Origin of the sequence: Bacillus sp. BPN334 (assembly GCF_008368885.1) — a bacterium.
Taxonomy (GTDB): domain Bacteria; phylum Bacillota; class Bacilli; order Bacillales; family Bacillaceae_G; genus Bacillus_A; species Bacillus_A wiedmannii.
The window spans coordinates 105,583-128,817 of record NZ_QOZW01000018.1 but is presented as its reverse complement, the minus strand read 5'-3'; the positions used below and the strand labels follow the sequence as shown (position 1 = coordinate 128,817).

General features: G+C 35.4%; 16 protein-coding genes. 4 read left to right on the top strand and 12 right to left on the bottom strand.

Annotated elements, in window-relative coordinates:
- Positions 1–13: 13 nt before the first annotated feature.
- From glnH to DN393_RS25215, 9 genes are all read right to left on the bottom strand, one after another.
- Positions 14–841, bottom strand: a complete 828-nt coding sequence (glnH, locus tag DN393_RS25255) for a glutamine ABC transporter substrate-binding protein GlnH (RefSeq protein WP_064477090.1) — start codon at positions 839–841, stop codon at positions 14–16.
- 12 nt (positions 842–853) lie between these two features.
- On the bottom strand, positions 854–1,774 hold the full coding sequence (locus DN393_RS25250) for an amino acid ABC transporter ATP-binding protein (protein ID WP_142289314.1): 921 nt from the start codon (positions 1,772–1,774) through the stop codon (positions 854–856).
- Positions 1,719–3,179, bottom strand: a complete 1,461-nt coding sequence (locus DN393_RS25245) for an alanine/glycine:cation symporter family protein (protein WP_098103386.1) — start codon at positions 3,177–3,179, stop codon at positions 1,719–1,721. The genes DN393_RS25250 and DN393_RS25245 overlap by 56 nt, the downstream gene beginning before the upstream one ends.
- Before the next feature lie 159 nt (positions 3,180–3,338).
- Complete coding sequence (locus tag DN393_RS25240; RefSeq protein ID WP_088046975.1) at positions 3,339–4,310, bottom strand: phosphotransferase enzyme family protein; 972 nt, start codon at positions 4,308–4,310, stop codon at positions 3,339–3,341.
- A 23-nt stretch (positions 4,311–4,333) separates the two neighbouring features.
- On the bottom strand, positions 4,334–5,020 hold the full coding sequence (locus DN393_RS25235) for a CPBP family intramembrane glutamic endopeptidase (protein ID WP_088047004.1): 687 nt from the start codon (positions 5,018–5,020) through the stop codon (positions 4,334–4,336).
- A 202-nt stretch (positions 5,021–5,222) separates the two neighbouring features.
- A complete protein-coding gene (locus DN393_RS25230) occupies positions 5,223–5,822 on the bottom strand; it encodes a TasA family protein (protein WP_088046976.1) in 600 nt (199 codons plus the stop codon).
- A gap of 258 nt (positions 5,823–6,080) precedes the next feature.
- Positions 6,081–10,322 (bottom strand): S8 family serine peptidase, encoded by a 4,242-nt coding sequence (locus DN393_RS25225; protein WP_149174056.1) that lies wholly within the window; start codon positions 10,320–10,322, stop codon positions 6,081–6,083.
- A gap of 390 nt (positions 10,323–10,712) precedes the next feature.
- On the bottom strand, positions 10,713–11,354 hold the full coding sequence (locus DN393_RS25220; protein WP_000590680.1) for a response regulator: 642 nt from the start codon (positions 11,352–11,354) through the stop codon (positions 10,713–10,715).
- A 1-nt stretch (position 11,355) separates the two neighbouring features.
- Positions 11,356–13,179, bottom strand: coding sequence for a GAF domain-containing sensor histidine kinase (locus DN393_RS25215; RefSeq protein WP_098110863.1), 1,824 nt, complete (start codon positions 13,177–13,179; stop codon positions 11,356–11,358).
- Between the two features lie 405 nt (positions 13,180–13,584).
- Here DN393_RS25215 and gerKA point away from each other — a divergent pair, with 405 nt between their 5' ends.
- The 3 genes from gerKA to gerKC are packed head-to-tail and all read left to right on the top strand — an operon-like array spanning position 13,585 to position 17,279.
- Positions 13,585–15,087 (top strand): spore germination protein GerKA, encoded by a 1,503-nt coding sequence (gene gerKA, locus DN393_RS25210; RefSeq protein ID WP_098110862.1) that lies wholly within the window; start codon positions 13,585–13,587, stop codon positions 15,085–15,087.
- Positions 15,068–16,174 (top strand): GerAB/ArcD/ProY family transporter, encoded by a 1,107-nt coding sequence (locus DN393_RS25205; RefSeq protein ID WP_064477097.1) that lies wholly within the window; start codon positions 15,068–15,070, stop codon positions 16,172–16,174. The genes gerKA and DN393_RS25205 overlap by 20 nt, the downstream gene beginning before the upstream one ends.
- Positions 16,155–17,279, top strand: a complete 1,125-nt coding sequence (gene gerKC, locus DN393_RS25200; RefSeq protein WP_064477098.1) for a spore germination protein GerKC — start codon at positions 16,155–16,157, stop codon at positions 17,277–17,279. The genes DN393_RS25205 and gerKC overlap by 20 nt, the downstream gene beginning before the upstream one ends.
- A gap of 32 nt (positions 17,280–17,311) precedes the next feature.
- On the opposite strand, the gene treC is transcribed toward gerKC, so the two are convergent.
- The 3 genes from treC to treR form a co-directional block, all read right to left on the bottom strand.
- Complete coding sequence (treC, locus tag DN393_RS25195; RefSeq protein WP_098110860.1) at positions 17,312–18,973, bottom strand: alpha,alpha-phosphotrehalase; 1,662 nt, start codon at positions 18,971–18,973, stop codon at positions 17,312–17,314.
- 13 nt (positions 18,974–18,986) lie between these two features.
- Entirely contained in the window at positions 18,987–20,414 is a 1,428-nt protein-coding gene (treP, locus tag DN393_RS25190; RefSeq protein ID WP_098110859.1) for a PTS system trehalose-specific EIIBC component, read from the bottom strand.
- A gap of 245 nt (positions 20,415–20,659) precedes the next feature.
- On the bottom strand, positions 20,660–21,370 hold the full coding sequence (treR, locus tag DN393_RS25185; protein ID WP_088046983.1) for a trehalose operon repressor: 711 nt from the start codon (positions 21,368–21,370) through the stop codon (positions 20,660–20,662).
- A 449-nt stretch (positions 21,371–21,819) separates the two neighbouring features.
- Here treR and DN393_RS25180 point away from each other — a divergent pair, with 449 nt between their 5' ends.
- On the top strand, positions 21,820–23,217 hold the full coding sequence (locus DN393_RS25180; RefSeq protein ID WP_098110858.1) for an amino acid permease: 1,398 nt from the start codon (positions 21,820–21,822) through the stop codon (positions 23,215–23,217).
- Positions 23,218–23,235: the final 18 nt, after the last annotated feature.

Genomic DNA, 23,235 nt, shown 5'->3' with positions numbered 1-23,235 from the left:
AAATATCACTTTACTACTCTTGCTTTTGCCCAATCCATTTCTCATACAATTTGTCGTACTCCCCGTTCGCCTTCATATCTTTTAGCAAGCTATTAATCTCTTTCGTTAAATCACCTGCACCTTTTTGCACTGCAATTCCGTACGGTTCATCCGTAAAAATTTTCCCTACAACTTCATAATTTGAATCTTGTTTTGCCATGCCGTAAAGAATTGCATTATCTGTCGTTAAAACATCGCCTTTCCCTGCTTTTAACGCCGTAAATGCCTCACTATAATTTTCAAATTCTAATACAGTCGCTTCTGGTGACTTTTGACGAATATTATTTGTAGACGTTGAACCTTTTACAGCTAACACTTTCACACCCTTTTTCACATCATCAATACTTTTAATATCGCTTCCTTTTTTCACAAGTAATGATTGCCCTGCTTTAAAATATACATCTGAAAAATCTACTTCTTTTTTACGCTCCTCCGTAATTGTCATTGTTGCGATAATTGCATCAATATCACCATTTTTCAGTAGTGGAATACGCGTTTTAGACGTTACTTCTTTTAATTCTAGTTTCTTTTCATCTCCAAGAATTTTTTTCGCAAGCGCCTTTGCGATATCAACATCAAATCCTTCTACCTCCCCTGTCGAAGGATTTTTCAAGCCAAATAAGTTCGTATCATTCTTCACTCCAACTACTAGTTTCCCGCGCTTTTTAATTTGCTCAACAGCCCCGCCTTGCTTCGTATTCGTTTCTTTCGCCTCATCTTTTTTACTTCCGCACCCGGCCACGACAAGTACGAATAAACATAAGAATACGATTAACGTAAACAACTTTTTCATTTTAAGCATAAAATTCCTCCTTTAATGATTTAACACTCTTCTTAAAAATAGACGCGCTCTTTCTTGTTCAGGACTTGCAAAAAATTGCGCCGGTGTTGTATCCTCAATGATTTTGCCATCATCCATAAATAAAATCCGATCTGCTACTTCTCGCGCGAACCCCATTTCATGCGTGACAACGACCATCGTCATCCCTTCTTTAGCTAGCGTCTTCATAACATCAAGTACTTCCCCGATCATCTCTGGATCAAGAGCAGACGTAGGCTCATCGAATAGCATAATTTTCGGCTGCATTGCGAGCCCCCTAGCGATCGCTACCCTTTGCTGTTGTCCTCCGGATAATTGATGCGGGTATACACTAGCCTTCTCCGGAATTCCTACTTTCTCTAAATAAAACATCGCTGTTTGCTCAGCTTCCTCTTTTGAAACTTTATTTACTTTAATAGGTGCTAGTGTAATATTTTGAAGAACCGTTTTATGTGGATATAAATAAAAATGTTGAAAGACCATCCCGATATTTCGGCGTAATTCATTCATATCTGTTTTGACATTGTGTACCTCTGTATTTTGTACAATTAACTCTCCATCTGTAATTGTCTCTAGCTGATTTATACACCGAAGCAACGTGCTTTTTCCTGATCCTGAAGGCCCAACAACTACTACCACCTCACCTTTTTTCACTTGCACATTAATATCTTTTAAAACTTGAAAATTTCCATAATATTTATTTACATTACGAAACTCTATCAACATACTCCCCCCTTCCACTAACAAAGCATGTACATTCTTTTTATATTCAAAAATAGAAAAAAAAATAACTTCCATCCTCATTTTGTCCATAAAAAAAGCAAAGGGATTTTCCCTTTGCTTTTTCACTTCTATTCTATTAAGATACTTCTTCTTTCTTATCTTTTCCGTATTCATGCTCCCAGAAATCAGCATTTTTAATTCCTAATGGCCCTGGATCGAATACTGGATCTTTTCCTTCTTTTTTCTGCTTTTCATAATCCTTTAATGCGACTAATGCAGGTTTTTGTAATAATAAAATCGCAATGATATTTACCCATGCCATAATTCCTACACCGATGTCACCTAACGCCCACGCCGTTGCTGCTGTTTTTATACAGCCGTAGAATACAGCTCCTAAAAATACAAATTTTAATATCATAGACAGCCAAGGGCGGTCTTTATCACGATTTAAGTACGCAATATTCGTTTCTGCAATGTAGTAATATGCCATAATTGTTGTAAATGCAAAGAATAGTAACGAAATTGCAACGAAACCGTTTCCAAATCCAGGGAAAACAGATTCTACCGCTGCCTGTGTATATCCCGGTCCTGGCTGAGCACCATTTAATTTATTTACGATAAAGTTTTTTCCGCTTGCATCAAATACGTTATACATGCCTGTAATAATCATCATAAATGCTGTTGCTGAACAAACAAATAATGTATCAATGTAAACGGAAAATGCTTGCACTAAACCTTGCTTAGCTGGATGTGATACTTCCGCAGCAGCTGCTGCATGTGGTCCAGTTCCTTGCCCTGCTTCATTGGAATAAATACCTCGTTTTACTCCCCAAGAAATTGCTAAACCGATAATACCACCGAAAGCCGCTTCTAATGCAAAAGCACTTCTTATAATTAGCATAAATGCTTCTGGCAACTTTTCAATATTCATAGCAACAATAACGCAAGCTACTAAAATATAACCAACTGCCATAAACGGTACGACAACTTGTGCAACGTTAACAATTCGCTTTACACCACCGAAGATGATAATAGCTAGTACAACAACTAATAAAGCCCCTGATACGGTAGTGTTAATTCCAAAAGCTGTTTCTAAACTTACAGCAATACTATTTGCCTGCACACCTGGCAGTAAAAGCCCCGTTGCAAGAATTGTCGCTGCAACGAATACTAATGCATACCATTTCACACCTAAACCTTTTTCAATGTAATAAGCAGGTCCACCACGAAACTGTCCTTGATGTTTCGTCTTATATATTTGCGCTAATGTAGATTCTATATAAGCTGATCCTGCTCCTAAAAAGGCCACTGCCCACATCCAAAATACAGCTCCTGGTCCACCGAAGGCAACCGCTGTTGCTACCCCAGCTATATTCCCCGTCCCAACGCGTCCTGATAACGAAAGCGCTAACGCTTGAAATGAAGAAACACCAGCCTCTGATTTTTCACCTTGAAATGTCAGCTTCACCATTTCTCCTACATGCCTTACTTGTAAAAACCTCGTTCGAATGGAAAAATATAAACCTACTCCTAAACATAAATAAACAAGTGCTGGACTCCAAACAATATTATTTAACCAATTCACGAAAGCTTCCAACATTCCCCCTCCTTCTTTATAAAGAATATTCAGAATATATATAAAATTATAAGTGTATACTGAATCTAGGACAATATTATTTTAATAAAGTAAACATATTTTTGTATAAAAAAACAAAGTATATATTTGTTTTATATACTTTGTTTCGAATTAAATGTATTATATATTCACAATTGCTTCTCTTTTTATAATTCTTTCATATAGCTCTTCTGATAATTCTCGGAAGTTATCTGGCATATCTTTCCCCTTAAACTTCTTTTGAAGTGTACCGTATAAACCAACATCACGTAGACGTAAAAACAACGGTAACGATTCATACCAACTATCCGCCAGTCTGTGCTCATGCTCATAGCCTTTTCGTAACACTTGTAGCTGTTTACGAGCAAAGTCTGTCTTCTCTTCCGCTGTCCATGGTATAAATAGAACAGAGTAATAGAGAACCATCGCTAAATCATGTATAAAGTAATTATAAGCCGCATCATCAAAATCAAAGATTGTTAGCTCTTTACCATCATAATGAAAATTACCGGGATGGATATCACCGTGCATAAGGCCGAACGTTTCTCTTTCAATTGGAAGAACCTTTATTTCATCCATTAATACCGCTGCAATCTTTTTCACTTGATCATCTTCTAATTCATTAACAATCCCACTTTCGTCTTCTTCCCACGTATCACGATAGTCTGTTTTAGGATAGCTCATTGTTAGGCGATGCAGTTGTCCAATCGCTTTTCCCCATGCTTCAAAATAATCATCTCCCCAATAAGGCGATCCTTCCCCTTTTACTTGCTCACCTTTTGCATATGTAAATAAAGAAGCAAAAAAGAAAGTGCTATCTTCCGCTCCAATTTCTTCTACAAGATTTTGAGAAGTTGAGTTAAGAGGTCCTGCTACCTTTGCCCCATGCTCCGCAACATATCGTAAAAAATCTAGTTCAGCTTCAACTTCTTTTTTAGAACGATGCGAAGAATGCGTTAAACGTAATACATAGTCCTCATCATTATCTCCCTTCGCCTTAAAAATATAATTTTCAAAATCTCCAAGCGGCTTCTCTTCCACTGTTACATGAAATGCCTTTGCCGCTCTTCTTAAGATCTCTTTCGTAAAAACACGTTCTACAGCTATTTCCATATGTATCCCTCCTATATATCTTCTTAATTCGACATAAATGTGAGAAATACTGCTATAAAATTGAATAATGCGTGGGCAATCATAGCTGATAAAATAGAATTTGTTTTCTCATATAACCACGCAAATACTACTCCACTAAAAAAATTCACTGGTAATGTGTTATATGTTGGAATATGAACAACGGTAAATATTATGGAACTTATAAGCACTCCGCCCCATATACCATATTTATCACGAAAAAACGTATAAAAAACCCCTCGATACAAAATCTCTTCATAGATTGGTGATATAACTGCTGCTCCAATTACCGCGATACAGAATGAATATATTGATTTATCATTTTGGACCGTTTCCGTTTTACTATTTTCAAAAGAAATACCCATTTTCTCCATTATCATTAATACAGCAATACTAACTACAATTAAGAAAATAACCGCTCCAAATGTCCATAAGAAATCTTTCCATGAAAGCTTCCGAATTCCAATATCTCTCCACGAGAGCTTATATCTTTTTATACAAAAAAGATAAACTACAGTAGTAAATATCACTGCCATTATAAATCCCATTAATACTCCAGCATATAATGAGTTCCCTATTATTTTTAAAGCATAGTCATAAAAAAGAGATTCAACAGTTACTGGAACAATAATAAATACAAACACAAATAAATATAAAATTTCTTTCCATCCCCACATACTTTTCAAAATTATATACACCATCCCTCTACTCCTTGTTTCCTTAAGTATAAAAGATGACGTAACGTAACTTTCAAGCTTATTTTTTTTCAAATAATCCAAGCATAATGTTCTCTCAAAACACAAAAAAGGTTGATTCACTAAATCAACCCTTACACTATTAAAAATTTTATTTCTCAATTCTTCATCAATTTATTCTTATATATAACATTTATCTTTATCTCTCTTCACCTTTTGTCTGCATTGAATTGAAAGTCCAATTTAATTTTAATGAATCTCCTTGAAATACATTTTGCTCTTCATTGCTATCTACAAATGTGAACATTACATAGAAAGTATCATCATTACCAGGAGCAAGTCCATTTCCTTCTCGGTCTACAACACCTTTTTGTACAAGATCAGGAATACTTCCGTTTTGCGTAGCTACCTTTAATTCAGATAATGTAGTAGACCAAATTGGAACCTCATTTTTATCCAAATTCCATAAGAAATCGACACGGATATGATCACCCAAATCAGCACTTCCATTATCTCCTTTAGCATCGATTACACTATAATCTGTAAGAAGTTTCACGTCTCCTATCGCTAAAGTTCCTTTGTTAACTAATTGAAAACCGCGTTCCATTTCATCACCTGGTTTAATATTGTCGACATTAATAACAACTTCAGGATTAACACTCAAATCTAAAGTACCCGCTGCAAACGTGTTTTGTGATACTTCCTTATCACTAAAATACGCATATGTCCCCCCGCCAATTAAAGATAAACCAAGCCCTGCAGTTACAACACCCATACCAAGTTTTTTCTTAATACTCATTTCACAAGTCCCCCTATTTTTAAAGTTCAAACTCCAAACCTTATTTCCATCCCACAAACAATACTAATTAAACAAATAATATTCCCCATAACGAAACCTAACCAACGTTAAACTATTTACTTCATGTATACAAATAACTATCACTTTAAGAATAGCCGGTAATGTTACATCGAATCATTACCGGTCCATTGTTAGTAAATCCTATTTAATTCTATACTCATTGTTTTATCACTTAGTTTACTCTAGAATTGTGCCCACTTATTTTTTTGGCTCTAATCCAATGGAACGTAAGATTTTATCTAACGTCACTGGCCCTACATTTTCTTTCGGTTTCTGATTTTCTTTGGCATCTGGACCCTTTTTCAAGAAATTCTTCTCAATAAAACGAATATCTGTTTCATTTACAACACCATCTTGATTGACATCTCCATCTTTTACAGCCACTTTTCCTTTTTCATATGAAAGAGCTGCTATTCTAGCATCTTGAATATCTACCATTTTATCGCCGTTTACATCACCTGCAAGGCTGTCATCCATATCAGCTCTAAAGTTTTGTCCCACTAATTCTCCATCCTGCATTTTCCCTATTTTTGTAGTTAATTTACTATTTAAATGACCTGGCATTTCTACGAAAATATTATATTCTGTATCACTTACGGGAACACTATGAATTTCAAATTGCCCATTATCATCAACCGTTCCTGTATATTTCTTTCCATCCTTACCAACTGCATACACTTTTGCTCCTAGTTTTGTGTAGTCATTCTTACCTAAATACCCCTCTTCAGTTAAGAAAGCTTCTGGTCCAATATATCCTGTAACCATTGCATGTTTCGAAATAATAGAAAAGGATTTATCTTTAAACACAGGAATCTCAACGCCTTCTGATGCACCTGTTTTTGTATAAGAGAATTTATCTACTCCAAATGCTGTTAAATTATTAAAATACTCGTCACTCGTCATCTCAAATGTAACATCTACAAATGGTGCGTCTCCATCTAGACCTTTAAATTCTGTTCCTTCTAAAGATGCACCAACTTTCACCTTGTTTTCCCAGTTTCCTTCTTCATTTATCACTGGATCTTCTAATTTAATATTTAATCCATGTTGTTTTGCATATTCTGCAAGTGCTGGGTTTGGTTTAACATCTACAAATTTAAACAACTGTTTACTATAAGGAATCTCAAATGTACCTGACATAAGTTGTTTCACATTATTAAGATTTAAAGTTAATGTAATTTTTTCTCCTAGTTTAACTTTATCCTTGTCATAGCTTGGGACAGCGTATTCCGTTCCCTCTTTAACAAAGACATAATCTTTAAATCCATTTGCCATATTTGATGCAGTTGCAAGATCATATCCAAATAACCTTAAATTAAGCGGTTCATTGATTTCCTCTGGAAGTACACCAAATTTAAAATCACCATTGGCTTGAATTGTATTCAACCAACCTGACGGAAAAGCAGAGTTTTGGTAATATACAATTTCATTAGTTTTTTGGTCATACTGAAGGCCTTTTGCCTTTAATACATCTATCGTAGAATCATAAATGTTACCATGTACCCATAATGCACGCTGACCATCTTCTTCTTTGAACATAGATTCATTTACCTCATGAACGCCAGGTTTTACATCGGTAAATTTCATTTCAGGTTTGATATTATCAATAATTACGCTATCTCCTTTTGTATAAGGTTTCCCTTCTTTGTCATATCCAATGAAATCAAGTTGGTAATCTCCATCAGGCAACGTAACTCGCTTGTCTCCAATTGGATGATTTGGATCTCCTGTAAACGGGAATACATAGCCACCCATACCATCGAACATGATATATTCAATATTTGGTGTTAGACTGCTAGCATTAATTGTCCCCACAATTCCTAATGCCTTTCCTGTTTTTCGATCCTTCACCACTGCATCGATAGTTTCAAGTGGACTGTTCAATTTAAATGTCAGCGGTGAACTCGGCCTTTCCATAAATGGATGGAAGTTAGATGTATCTGTTGCCATTGCATCTCTCAGCAAATCTACAGATTCAATTCCTTTTTCTGTGAATTTAACTGCAAATGGCACTTGATATACTTCTTTTTCATTTTTTTTATTTGAAATATGAATATATCCCTCATATCTACCAAATTCAGCGTTTTCTGGAATGATAATTTCAGGGCTAATTTCCCCTGATGTACTAGGAGCTACTTTAATAGAATCTTGTACGTTCAGCTTCACACCATTCTTCGCTGCCTCTTGCACACCTACACTTGTTGGTGAAAACTCTACTTCTAATTTAAACTCTTTCTCGTCTGTTTTATTGCTGTTCTTAATTAAGACTTTTCGACTATCTTTAATAGGTCCATTTCCCAATTGGTTTTTATACCCGAATGCAATAGACCCTGTTTTTTCTTCAATTTCTACTTCTTCATCATTTACAACGTTTGATGTTTTATCGATAACCTCGATAGCTGTATCTGCATGAACTGCACGATACGCATCAATTCGGCCTGATCCTACCTCAAATACAGAGCGTGCCTCTTTTAAGTCAACTGCAGTATTCATAAGCGCTTCTTTTACTTCAAACGGACTATAGTTTGGATGTTCTTGTAAAATGAGTGCCGCCACCCCCGCTGTATGAGGAGTTGCCATAGATGTACCTGACATACGTCCATACGCTACCGGATAATTTTCTCCATCCTTTGGATCATTAATATATTCAGGAACAGTTGAGAAAATAGAAACACCTGGCGCTACAATATCCGGCTTAATATCATCTGTTTTACTTGCAGGACCGCGAGAGCTGAAATCAGCTAAGTGATCTCCTTCTGTTTTTGTGTTACTCAGTTCTCCAAATGTTAAAGAGACATCTCCTTGGACAGCTTTTGCTTGCAATTTCTCACCATCTGCCTTTGTTAAGCGGAACGATGGAATAGATGAAGTACTTTCCCCAAGGTAACTTGTAATTTCACCATCTACATTGTTATATACAATTACCGCCTTTGCACCTGCTTCCTTAGCATTTTTAATTTTTTCATCGAATGTAATCTCACCGCGCTGGATGAGCGCTAACTTTCCTTGTACATCTTTCCCTTTAAAATCATCTATTTTCCCAAGACCTGTATATACAACAGATAATGATTGACCTTTCAAATCTTCAATCTTATCAGTAAAGCTTTTTCCAAGTAGCATCATTTTATTCACATGTAAATCAGCTGCATCGGCGGAAAATGTCGGGATAGTCATCGCAGCGTCACTTGCTCCAACTGTAATTGGAAGTGCTGCTGCACTAGGTGATCCAAGGGTACCTTCTTCTGGACCACTATTACCTGCCGCTACTACTGTAACAACACCAGCTAACGTCGCATTGTTTACTGCAATAGAAGTAGGATATAAAGGATCATTAATAGACGCACCTAATGATAAATTGATAACGTCCATATCGTCTTTCACTGCTTTATCAATCGCAGCAAGAATACCGCTTGTTTGTCCACTTCCATATGGACCTAATACACGATATGAATATAAATCTACATCCGGAGCGACTCCCGTAACTGCATAATCCACACTATTCTTTTTGTCTGCAGCAATTGTCCCAGCTACATGAGTACCGTGGGATGTATAGTATGCACTTCCATCATAAATTTCAGGATATCCTCCAGAATTTTGCCAATCCTTATACGTTGTCTCCATTGGATCAGCATCATTATTAACAAAATCCCATCCTTTTATTGAGTTCGGATCTATTTTGTTTGCATCTTCACCTTGCTTTGCACGATACCCTTTATAAGCATCTTTTAAATCAGGGTGGTTATAATCAATACCTGTGTCCAGTACACCTACCTTAATTCCTTTTCCTGTTATTTTTTCATCATGCAGCTTGTCCACACCAATTTGTGGTACACTATCTGCCATTTTGGGTTCGGCAGCCGTCTTAGCTGTTTCTTTCGGTAAATCAATTTTGACCTCACGATCTTCCCATACACGCTTAACAATACCAGTGCGAACTAAATCTTCGATCATATTCGCAGGTAACGACATTGCCACACCATTAAAAGCATTCTTATATTCTCTTGTTATTTTGGCAGTTTTAAAATCCGGCCCCTTATCTTTCTTTTTTTGAAGCTGTTCAAGCTCAGTTTTAAATCCTTTATGCGATGCTTCCACCTTTTGTTCTGCAGTTGAAAGAGCTATTTTTTTCCCTTTAGCTGCTTGTTTTAACATCTCGATTTTGCTAGGTGCTTGCTTAAATTCTACAATCACATTCACATTATCAGGACTTGCTGTATTAATGCCTGGTGAAATAACAAAACCAGGTTTTGTATCTAGTGTTTTTAAAGCATTACGTTGTTCCTTTGTAAGTCCTTTCAATATAGAACTTGCATCATCAATTCCAGTTAAAGTAGATGTATTTACTTCTTCTGCCAATACGTTATATGGAATTCCTTGAGACATTAACATACCAACAGTTAGCGTTCCGATAAGTATTCTTCCGAATTTCCCCTTCTTCATAGCGCATCTCCTTATTATTAAAATTATTTTTTCTAAAATAAATCTTCTGAGCTCCTATGTAGCATTGGCAATTCTATCAACCTTGGATCTATTTAAAAGGATCCAAAATCTCCAACACTACTACCGCCATCCCCACACTTCTAATCTTCTTTCTATAAAAGCCCCCATAAATTGTTTCCAACTACAATGATTTACAACATGAATTATTAGTAGCTTTAAGCAATAATTCTATTTTTATTATTCCACATTCTAACTTTTCTGAAAATTAAACGAAAGGCGTATCTTTTTTCTAATGATTCTATGTCTACATAGTACAAAAGAACTATCTTGCTCTTTATTCTTTGTAATATAGAATAAAGAAACACGATAGTTCTTTTAAACATCTCTTATTTAATCCAACGGAACCAATTGATTTCGAACAGCATAAATCACCGCTTGCGACCGACTTTTCACATTTAGTTTTTTAAAAATTTTATTGATGTGAATTTTAACTGTTTTATCACTAATATACAGAGCTTCAGCAATTTCTTTATTACTAAGTCCTTTTACTAATTCAAAGAGAATTTCCTTTTCACGTTCCGTCAGTTCATTTTCATTTGATTCTACTTTCATTTTTTGCTGATGATATGTAATTAATTTTTTAGTCATACGCGGATGAATAACTGAATCGCCTCGATATAACATCCGAATTGCTGCTACTACCTGCTCCGATGATGAATCTTTCAATAAATACCCATCAGCACCAGCTTGGAGTGCATCCATTAAATACTCATCATGCTCATACATTGTAAACACAAGTACTCGGCAATTCGGATAATTTTTTTTCACCAACTCTGTAGCTTCAATACCATTTTTCCCAGGAAGATTAATATCCATCAAAATACAATCTGGTCTGCATTCTTCTACTTTTTCCAATACTCCGTCCCCAGAGCTAGCTTCTCCAACCACGTTCATATCAGATTCATCCTCTAGTATGCTCCGAATTGCGTCTCGTAAAAAAGCATGATCATCCACTACTAATATTTTAATCATTTTACGCACCCCTTGTTTGTGAATCTGGAATTAATAGTGTAATTTCTGTCCCTTTCCCTACAGAACTATCAATCTGTAAAGTAGCCCCTAATTGTTCAGCTTGTTCATTCATATGTAATATACCATAATGTGGCTCATTCTTCGTTTTAACCATAGACTCAAATAGTGAAAAACCAACCCCATTATCCTTAACCCTTAAAAGCACGTGCTCACTTTGATAGCTAAGTAAAACATCAGTCTTGTCTGCTTGTGCATGTTTTACAATGTTTTGCAAACTCTCTTGTAATGTATCAAAAATAGCTCTTTCTTTTGAAAAGCTAAGCGCACGTGCATGACCTCTTTCATGATATGTAATATCTAGTTCATATTCTTGTTTTAAAGACTTTATTTTACTTGCTATCGCCTGCTTTAGCCCTAATTGTTGTGTCGGATATGGTTTTAAAGCATAAATAGAATAGCGAACTTCTCCTAAGCTTCCTCTTAAATCTTTTATACTTTTCTCTACTATTTGTTGCATATCTATTGGTTTATCACGATATTTTTTCTGCGCGGATTCTAGTTGATATATCACCCCTGCCAATGTTTGCGCAATACCATCGTGAATTTCGCGTGCGATTCTATTTCTTTCTTCTAAAATCATTCTTTTTTCCTGTTCAGAAATCAATATCCTTGTTTTAACTACGTTAGCTAATTGATTAGAAAACGTAGCTAAAGACTGTACATCTTCCGGGAAAAAACCCGCAGTTCTACTTTTCCCTGCAACAAACATTCCGACTAGTTCATCATTTACAATAAGAGGAAAATATACAAGGGAGCGTATGACACTATCAAATATTTCATCTCCAGGAGCCGTACCAGTTTTCCAATCATTAAACACAAGATTTTTAGAGATTCCCTCAAACTTTTCCGAATGATCAGAAATATCAAGACGGACTTTCCCATCTTTTAATAGAAGATTCCAGTTTCCATCATCTTTTGTCCATATTCCATATGCTTGTATGCCAAAAAAACCTTTAAGTGCTTGTTTAATATGTTTCAGGTTCCCTCCGGTTAGTCCACGACTAATTTCTGTCGTAATAAGAAACAGCTCATATAATCGTTCCTTCTCCATCCTTATCCGTACAGAAAAAGAGCTAATAACTGAAATTGCTACAAGTGGAAAAAAGAAAAAAAGTACTGTAATCTCATTTACTTCCACACTATATTTACTAATTAATACATGCATCAAGGCCGCATAAGAGAAACCAAAAGTTTCGCAAAGGAATACCGTTACAGTTTTTTTATACCACTGATAGATTGAATATGGCTGTGGAAGGAGTATCATTAACAAATCGTAAAAGCGGTTGTTGAAAAAACAAAAAAACACGCAAAATAATAACAAAGGTATTAAATTTTCATACAGAACTGACATATCTATATTGTTAATTAATAAGTGCATACATTTATTTGAAAACCATTCGGCCAAGATCAAGCTAAGCGCATGCTGAGTACTATTAAATAACATTCTTTGTATTGGTGAACGACGATGCAGGTGAATAATTAACGTTACGAGTACAATAGCAATAATAGTTATATGGATTCCAAACTGCCAACTCATAGCGTAAATTATGGGAAAGGTAAGCGAGCTCGTTCCTCTCCAAAATCGTACAGGAAAATACTCTGAAATCCCCATAAATATTAATAACAATATTAGTATTGTTGAATGAGAAGGGATTTTAATTTCAAGTAAAGATATAGTTATAGTAATCAAACCAAGAAAAGAAATAAAATAAAGATAAGAACTAGCAATCTTTTCTCTTATAAAAATAAAATTTACATCCTTCAAAACAACCCCTTCTTTCTTTATAAAACTTCATTTTCTCTATTATCCAATAAAAAACCGGCACTGGCAAAATGGAAGAACCTCCACTAGCCAATCACCGGCTGTGTACTGCACCTAAAAAGGCAAGACACAATACTATTATTATAAATCGCTTTTCTTAAATTTCCTATTCATCGAATGATGTAATTATATGTGCCGCTAGGTTTACCCTCCTATAGTACAAAAGATATATATTAATATCGCCAATCTAATATACGCTTCCTTCCCATTCTCCTAATTTTCATTTTCTTTAAGTATAGAAGATAAAAAACAGAATTTTCAATCTCCCCCCCGAATAATCCAAGCATAAATTTCTCACAAACAACAAAAATTAACTGAAGTGACTTTATTCTAAAAGAGGTGGAAATTATGACAGAGCCTAAAGAACAACAAGAGAGTAAAAATCAAAAGCATATGTTTCCATCACTTCCGGAGAACATTAATTACATTGAAAACAAACTTTCCCATTCGGACGATATAAAAAAATTAGATATCCCTTTTCAAAATGGAAAAGGAACAATTATATATATCGAATCTTTAGCAGACCCAAATTTAATTCATCAATTAGCTCTTGAACCATTATTAACTCGATCGGATCTGTCTTTAGATAAAGCTTTTTCCACATTAAATATGAAAAAAGAAACAAATTTAAATTATGGTGTGCAGCTTTTATTACAAGGTAAATCTTTATATTTTCATGAACACGTCGACAGTTTTTGTATTTTCGAAACAGCTCTATCTTTAAAGAGAGATATAACAGAACCTGATAATGAAGGGATTGTCCGTGGACCGCATACTGGTTTCGTAGAAGATTTAGCAACCAATTTAGCTTCTATTCGTAAACTCATAAAAAGTCCACATGTCGTCGTTAAATATTTCACACTCGGTGAAGAAATGCATACGAAAGTGGCAATTGCTTATATGCAAAACATAGCTAATGACGATCTAGTTACAGAAGTAAAAAGAAGGTTAGAAACGATTAAGACAGATGCACTTATGCCTCCAGGATATATACAAGAATTTATAGAGGATACGTCTTTCTCACCCTTTCCGCAACAATTAAATACAGAGCGTCCAGATAGAGTCGCAGCAAATTTAATGGAAGGACGAGTTGCTATTTTATCTGATGGAGATCCAACTGCACTTATCGTTCCTGTTACGTTATTTGCTTTCTATCAATCACCAGATGATTATAATAACCGCTGGATTGTCGGTTCTTTCATCCGAATGATTCGCTTAGTCAGTTTCTTGATTGCCTTTCTCTTGCCCGCTATATATATCGCAACAGTTGCTTTTCATCCTGATGTGTTGCCGCTCGAACTTGTTTATACGATTAAAGCTTCATTAGAAAAAGTGCCACTTCCTCCTATTTTTGAAGCTCTCTTAATGGAATTAATCTTTGAATTATTACGGGAAGCTGGTATTCGCTTGCCGAGCCGAGTTGGACAAACAATCGGTATTGTAGGTGGTTTAGTAATTGGTGATGCAATTGTAAAAGCCGGTCTCGTTTCTTATACAATGATTATCGTTGTAGCTTTAACTGCAATCTCATCTTTTCTTGTTCCATCAAATGATATGAGTTCCGCAGTTCGGATTCTTCGTTTTCCGTTAATGCTCCTTGCTGCCATATTCGGCTATGTAGGAATATCATTCGGTCTCATTATAACTTTCGTTCATTTATGCCAGTTACATTCATTTCATACCCCATATCTTTCTCCTGTTGCTCCGATGCGGATAAAAGATATGAAAGACTCTTTTGTACGACTACCAATTTGGTCGTTTTGGGAACGACCACATGATTCAAAACCGAAAAAAATGCAACGACAACATGTAACGAGAGAGGATGAGAACGGTGACAAACACGCAAAGTAAAATTTCACTGGTTCAATTTACCTTTTTCGTTATTCAATGCCAAATCGGAGTTGGTATACTTTCTCTACCAAACCGTCTTCACCCAATAGCGAAAGGTGGCGGATTGATTTCTGCTCTCATCGCTGGTCTTGCAATTCAACTTATTATTTTACTTATGTGGCTTTTCTTAAAACGATTTCCTGATGCAGATATGTATGAAAGTGTTTGTATGCTATTTGGGAATAATTTTGGAAAACTATTAGGTTTTGCTTATGTTTTTTATTTTACCCTTATCGGTATGACGGTTATGTTAAATGCTTGTAATGTCATTAAAGTTTGGATATTACAAGCAACTCCTTGGTATGCCACCCTCATGCTATTTACAATAGCTTGTTGTTACATAGCTTATAATACGTTCAAAGTCATCGTACGGTTTTACGTCATGGCTTCTATTCTCATTTTACCAATGGCTCTTTTAATTGCCCTAGGGCTTACACGAGCTGATTTTTCTTACATTTTTCCAATTACAGAAGCCGGATGGTGGAATATTATTCAAGCATCAAAAGAAACCATTACAGCTATGTATGGTTTTGAGATTATTCTTATCGCTTTCCCAAAAGTAAACGGGAGTTCTGTGGCAAAACTGAAAGCAATTTCTATCGCTAATGGATTTGTAACTCTTTTTTATACTTTTACTGTTTGGATTTGCTTTATCGTATTTAGTCCAAAACAAGTTGAACTTATTCCAGAGCCAGTTGCTTACTTATTGCGTTCTCTACATATTGGGATTATAGACCGAACCGATTTACTATTCATCCCAATATGGATGATAACTGTTGTAGCTTCTATTGCTAGTTATTACTGTGCTGCTTCTATAGGAATTGGACATATCTTCAATCTGGCTAATCATAAAAAGGCTGTTCCAATCGTTGGTATTATTGCTTTTAGTGTAGCCCTATTTATAGATACACCTGAAGAATTAAAAGTAATTGCAACTTTTACTGATAAGTTCACGTATATTTTCATAGTTGTCCTCCCTCTTTTATTTCTACTTTATTCAGTAATAAGGAATAAGAAAGGAGAACAGTATGTTCCAAAAAAGAGTTAAATTACTTTTTATATTATGTACTAGTGCATTCCTTTCTGGCTGTTGGGATCAAGAACCATTAAGAGAAGCGAGATTAGCTTATAGCATTGGATATGATATTACGGAAGAAAATAAACTTCAGCAAACGCTTGAACTCGTAAAAAGTTCAAGCGGAGAGCAATCTTCATTCGAGAATGAAATACATTCAGCAAACGGGCATAACATAAGGGATACAAGCGATGCCCTAAAAAAAAATGTGACTGGGAATATTCGCTATTTTAAATATGGTGTTCAATTACTAGGAACCAAAATTCTAAAAAAAGGTATACTCCCCTATTTAGATGTCAGCTTTCGGGACCCAACAAACCCAACTGCTTTAGTAAAACTTATTGCAGTAGATGGTGAAACATCCGAGATACTAGAAAAAAAGAAGGTAGGAAATTTACTAATTGGAGATTTTCTAAAGAAAAAAGTGAAAAGCTTAGAAGATATGAGTGTATTTCCAAAAGAAACTTTAGAAACAGCTGCTACAAAAATGTTAGATCCCGGTAAAGACTTTACCCTCCCTTCTATAAAAATAAAAGGAAAAGAAGTAATTACAAACGGGTTAGCTTTATTTAACAATGATAAATTAACTGGGCATTTACCTTTGAAACAATCTATTTTATTCGTATTATTAACCGGAAAAATGGGAACAAGTGCCCGTATAACCCAAAAACTTACTAGCGATGAATCAGAGAAGACATCTGATTATTTAACAATGGAAGTTAGTAATCGAAAGTTAAAGCGAGACTTAAAAATAACAACAGATAGAAAAGGAAATGTATATGCTCACATTAAGCTTCAACTAAAAGTTATAGCCCTTGAGGCTCCAAGAGATAATATTTACAAAATGGAAGAAAGAAAAAAATTAAATGAAAAATTATCTAAACAACTTACAAAAGAAGCAAAACAAATAACGAACAGGTTACAAAAAGCAAATTGTGATGCTTTCGGTATCGGAAGACATCTTATCGCATATCATCCTGACTTATGGAAGAAAAAAAATTGGAATAAAGATTATGCAAAAGTAAAATTTAAACCGGAAGTAGAAGTAAAGATTTTATATAGCGGCGTTTTAAAATAAAAAGGTTGGATGCCCGCCGGCATCCAACCTTTTTATTTCATATAACGATATACAATTGACTCATACGGTCTTAAGTTAAGATTGGTAATCTCTTTACTTGAATCTTTGTAATTTGATAATAATATTTCTTGTTTCATTCCATCCAATTGAACATCCACTGGTGCAGAATACGTTATTTCTTCTCCATAGAAGTTGTTGATAACAAGTAATACCTCTTCATTTACAGTACGTGTATATGCCCAAACCTTAAGATGATTTTCATCTAAAATAGCATATTCTCCTTCTGTAATTACATCATACGTTTTTCTAAGTTCTATTAACTTTTTATAATGATAAAATACAGACTCTTTATCTTCTAATGCCTTCTCTACGTTTATTTCTGTAAAGTTTTCAGCCACTGAAATCCAAGGTGTACTTGTTGTAAAACCACTGTTCATCTCTTCATTCCACTGCATCGGAGTACGAGAGTTGTCACGAGATTTTTGTTTTAAAATCCCGATAATCTCTTCTTTTGATAATCCTTCTTCTCGCTTTATATCGTGTATATTTAACGATTCCACATCGCGATATTGCTCGATGGACTCGAATTTAGGATTCGTCATACCGATTTCTTCGCCTTGATAAATGTAAGGTGTTCCTTGCAACATATGCATAGCTGTCGCTAACATTTTCGCCGATTCATTTCGGTACTTTCTATCATCACCGAAGCGTGACACTATGCGAGGTTGGTCATGATTACACCAGAACAACGCATTCCAGCCTCCGCCCTTTTGCATTTCAATTTGCCAATTAGACATAATCTCTTTTAATTTAATGAAATCAAAATCAGCTTGCGTCCACTTATCTCCATTCGGATAATCTACTTTTAAATGATGGAAACTAAACGTCATACTTAATTCATTACGCTCAGGGTTTGAATATTTAATACAATTATCAATTGTCGTAGATGACATTTCTCCAACTGTAATTACATCTTTCCCTTCAAAAACATTTCGGCTCATCTCTTGTAAATATTCATGAACGCGCGGGCCATCTGTATAATATTTACGCCCATCGCTTGTCGCCGTACTTCCATCATCATTTAAGAACTGTTGATCTTTTGAAATTAAATTAATAACATCTAATCGGAATCCAGTTACCCCTTTATCAAGCCAAAAACGCATCATATCATATACTTCTTCACGAAGTTTTTCATTTTCCCAATTTAAATCCGCTTGCGTCTCATCAAATAGATGTAAAAAATATTGCTCTGTCTTCTCATCATATTTCCAAGCAGACCCGCCAAACTTAGATTGCCAATTATTTTTTTCATCACGCCAAATATAGTAATTACGATATGGACTATTTTTATCTTCCTTCGCTTCCTTAAACCACTTATGCTCCGTGGAACTATGATTTACCACGATATCCAGCATAATTTCAATATTACGTGCCCTTGCTTCTTCTAAAAGCTCTTCAAACTCTTCCATCGTTCCGTAAGATGGATCAATACTGTAGTAATCACTTACATCGTATCCATTATCATTTTGTGGTGATTGGTATATCGGTGTTAACCAAATATAATCTACTCCGAGTTCTTTTAAATAATCTAGTTTCTCTGTAACCCCTTTTATATCACCGGTTTCTTTATTGTAATAGCTATTAAAGCTCTTCGGATAAATTTGATAAACTACACTTTTATGCCAATCCTTCATGTTTAACTTCCTCCTACTTCTGTTTTACTCGTTTTGCAAATAACCATGTTAACGTAAATGGGATTACAACAGCGATAATCATTCCTACAATAAATATTGGAATCGATTTCGGAATGATAGAAATAAATGCTGGTAATCCGCCAATTCCGATAGCAGGTGCTAATACACCATTTAACGTAATGAATATCGCTGCCACAGCCGATCCTATAATCGCTGCATAGAACGGGAATTTATTTCGTAAGTTTACACCAAACATAGCTGGCTCTGTAATACCGAAATATGCTGAAATTGCTGATGTAGATGCCATACTTTTATCATTTTGATTTTTAGAAATCCAGAACATCGCAAGTGCCGCACTACCTTGCGCAATGTTAGAAAGAGCAATCATTGGCCAAATGAATGTACCACCGTGCTGTGCAATTAATTGTAAGTCGATAGCAATAAACATATGATGCATACCTGTAATTACAAGCGGTGCATATAATGCTCCAAACAATACTGCTCCAACTACTGGTACTGTTTCATATACACCTACTAATCCAACTGTTAATAAATCTCCAATATGACGTGTAACTGGACCAATAATTCCTAATGCTAACACACCTGTTACGACAATCGTTGTAATTGGTACAACTAATAATTGAATTGCATTTGGTACATGTTTCTTTAAGAAGATTTCCACTTTACTTAGTACGAATGCTGCTACTAAAACGGGTAGAATTTGACCTTGATACCCTACCTTTTCAATTTGAAATAATCCTAAAATATCGAAGTACTCAATCTTTTGTCCATCTAAACCAGTTGCTGCTTTACCATAATCCCACGCGTTTAATAAGGCTGGATGCACAAGCATTAATCCCATAACGATCCCTAATATCGGACTACCACCAAAACGCTTCGTTGCTGACCAACCGACAAGTGCTGGTAAGAATACGAATGCTGTATTCGCCATCATATTAATTAAATCCCAAAGCCCACTTAAGTTTGGATATACATCTAATAAATTTTTACCTTCAAAAAATAAGTCCTTCGCCCCTAATAGATTGTTAATTCCCATTAGTAAACCAGCTGTTACGATCGCTGGTAATATCGGCATAAATACATCTGAAAATACTTTTACAAACTTTTGAACTGGGTTTAACTTTTGGTTTCCAGAGTCTTTCACGTCAGCTACTGTCGCTTCCTTCATACCTGCAAGCGTTATCAATTCAGCATATACTCGATCAACATCTCCTGGACCGATTACAATTTGAAATACCCCAGCGTTATGAAACGCTCCCTTCACTAATGAAACAGACTGCAATTTATCGTTATCTATTTTACTTTCATCTTTTAAAGCGATACGGAGCCTCGTTACACAGTGCGCAGCTTGTTCAATATTGTCTCTCCCACCAATATACTGCAACACTTCCTCTGCTGTTTTACGATAGTCTTTCCCCATATTCCCGTCCCTCTTTTCTATTTTTGATACCGTTTACAATTACATATTAACTCGTATATATAAGTTAGTCAACACTCGTATATACGAGTTTGTAATTTTTTTATAAAGTGAAACTTTAATCAGTGGGGTTTTGTTCATCCCGCACTGATTATCAGCCCTCACCAATCGGGCGTTTACGGACCGTCCGACTTCCACAAATAGCGGGATAAAAAAAAAGAGATGAAACGTTATTTCGTTCCATCTCCTTATTTTCTCCGCGCCACATCCGAAAAATGAAAAATATCTAAACGATGACGTGATTCTGTATATTCGAACTGACTTCCATCATAAAAATGCGTAAAGTTTTTCACAACGACAACATAGTCTGTTCCATTTAAATCTAAATACTTTCTATCGTCCTCTGTACATGGCTGCACTTCAATTACCCTCTGTGAGTAACTAATATGAAGACCTAATTCTTTCTCAATGTATTTATAAATGGACTTTGCTGCAATTTCACTCGTTAGCCCAGGAATATATTCCGATACAAAATGATTAATATCCAAAATCACTTTTTCTCCATCAATATTTCGTACGCGTTTAATATGATCTATTTCTGTTTTCTCTTTCACATTCAATAGCTTTGCAACCTCTTTTGTCGCTTTTACTTTCTCTATTTCCACGACTTCTGTAATACAATGGCGTCCTAAACGTTCATTTTCTTCCTGGAAGCTTACAATACCACCAAAGTTGAATTCAATGTTTTTTCGCTTTAAAACAAAGACACCTTTTCCATGTATTTTTTGAACATATCCACGCTCTTGTAATAAATCTACAGCTTTTCTTACCGTACCTCGGCTCGCTTCATATTGCTTCATTAATTCAGTTTCTGATGGGATTTTGCATCCCTCTTTTAATTGTTTATTATCAATAGACTTGCTGATTGCTGTATAAATTTGTTCATACTTACTCATCATCTACAATAGCCCCTTGTCACCTTCTAATTCTATATGTATTATACCATGCTACACTCTTCTGCCAATCTCTCACTTATTTTCCAGTATAGGAAAAATACAGGTAAATATTTAATCTCTAAAACTTATTTTTATAAAAATTTTTATATTTTTCTTTTCATTCAAAAAAACATGTAGTATACTAACTTCAAAATCAGAGGAGAAAGGGAGCAAAGAACTATGCTTACTTATACAACAATTGTAGTTACATTTGCACAAAAACATCATCATCATACGTAACCCTTGAAACCTAGCGGAAAAATTACGCGTAGGTACAAGGGTTATTCCCGTTGTACCTACGTCAGGCGAAGAGCCATGTAGGTATTTTTTATCTACATGGCTCTTTTTTTATTGCCAAAAAGCTAGTAAAAAATGATGTTTAAGCAAAACTTACTACAAAGGAGTTAACAAAAATGGAAACGAAAAAATGGGGATTATGGATTTTAACAGCTTTTGTGATTGGAAATATGGTTGGCGGTGGCGTATTTATGCTCCCAGCAAATTTAGCACACGTATCAGGTCCAATGGGTTCTACACTTGCATGGAGTATTACAGGACTTGGCGTATTTATGATTGCACTCGTATTTGGAAATTTAGCAGTTCGCAAACCAGAATTAAAGGCAGGACCACAAAGTTACGCTCAAGCAATGTTCCCTTCAAAAAAAGCGGGCAAAGTTGCAGGATATAGTATGGCATGGGGCTATTGGGCTGCGAACTGGGCTGCAACCGCATCTGTTATTATTTCCTTTGCTGGATACCTATCAACATTCTTTCCAGTTTTACAAAGTAAGCAAATTCTCTTTTCTACGAACGGATTTTCACTAGAACTCGGAAAAGGATTAACTTTCATCGTATGTAGCCTTATGTTATGGGGAATTCAATATATTCTTTCTCAAAATATTGACCAGGCTGGAAATATGAATCTTCTTGCTACCATTGCAAAAATTATCGGATTTACAATGTTTATTGTAATCACATTATTCATTTTCAATGCCTCTAATTTTGGAGACGGTCAAACATTTATGAATGAAGCAGGACAATCCATTTCGTTAGGTGGACAAATCAATTCAGCTGCTATCGCAACACTTTGGGCGTTTATCGGTATTGAATCTGCTGTAATGCTTTCTAACCGTGCTAAATCTCAGCGCGATGTAAAAAAAGCTACCATTTTCGGATTAATTATCGCTCTTCTTATTTACATGTCAATTACTTTACTTACAATGGGAGCTCTCTCGCAAGATGCTTTAAAAGAGTCTCAAAAACCATTAGTAGACGCATTAAATTTAGCAATTGGCAATAAAGGAGCCTATATTATGGCTTTACTTGCACTTGTATCTTTATTTGGCTCTACAGTTGGCTGGATCGTTGTTAGTTCAGAAGTACCTTATCAGGCAGCCAAGAATGGACTTTTCCCTAAGTTTTTCGCGAAAACAAATAAAAAAGGTAGTCCTTCAAAATCATTATTTATTACAAATGTGATGACGCAAATTTTCTTGTTCTCAACGATTTCTGGTACCGTATCAGAAGCTTATAATTTCGCTATCGTTGTAGCAACATTAGCTTATTTAATTCCATACCTTGTTTCTACGCTGTACCAATTCAAATTGGTTATTACAGGAGAAACGTATGATATAATGCCTGGTTCTCGAATAAAGGATGGGGTCATTACTACATTAGCATTTGTATACTCTATTTGGGTTATCAAAACGGGAACTGCTGATTTAAAAACGTTCTTCTTAGGAATCGGATTGTTCGTACTAGGTCTTATTCTTTACCCAGTATTAATGAAAGACTCACAAAAAACGAATTAAAAAAAGAGAAGCTACCGG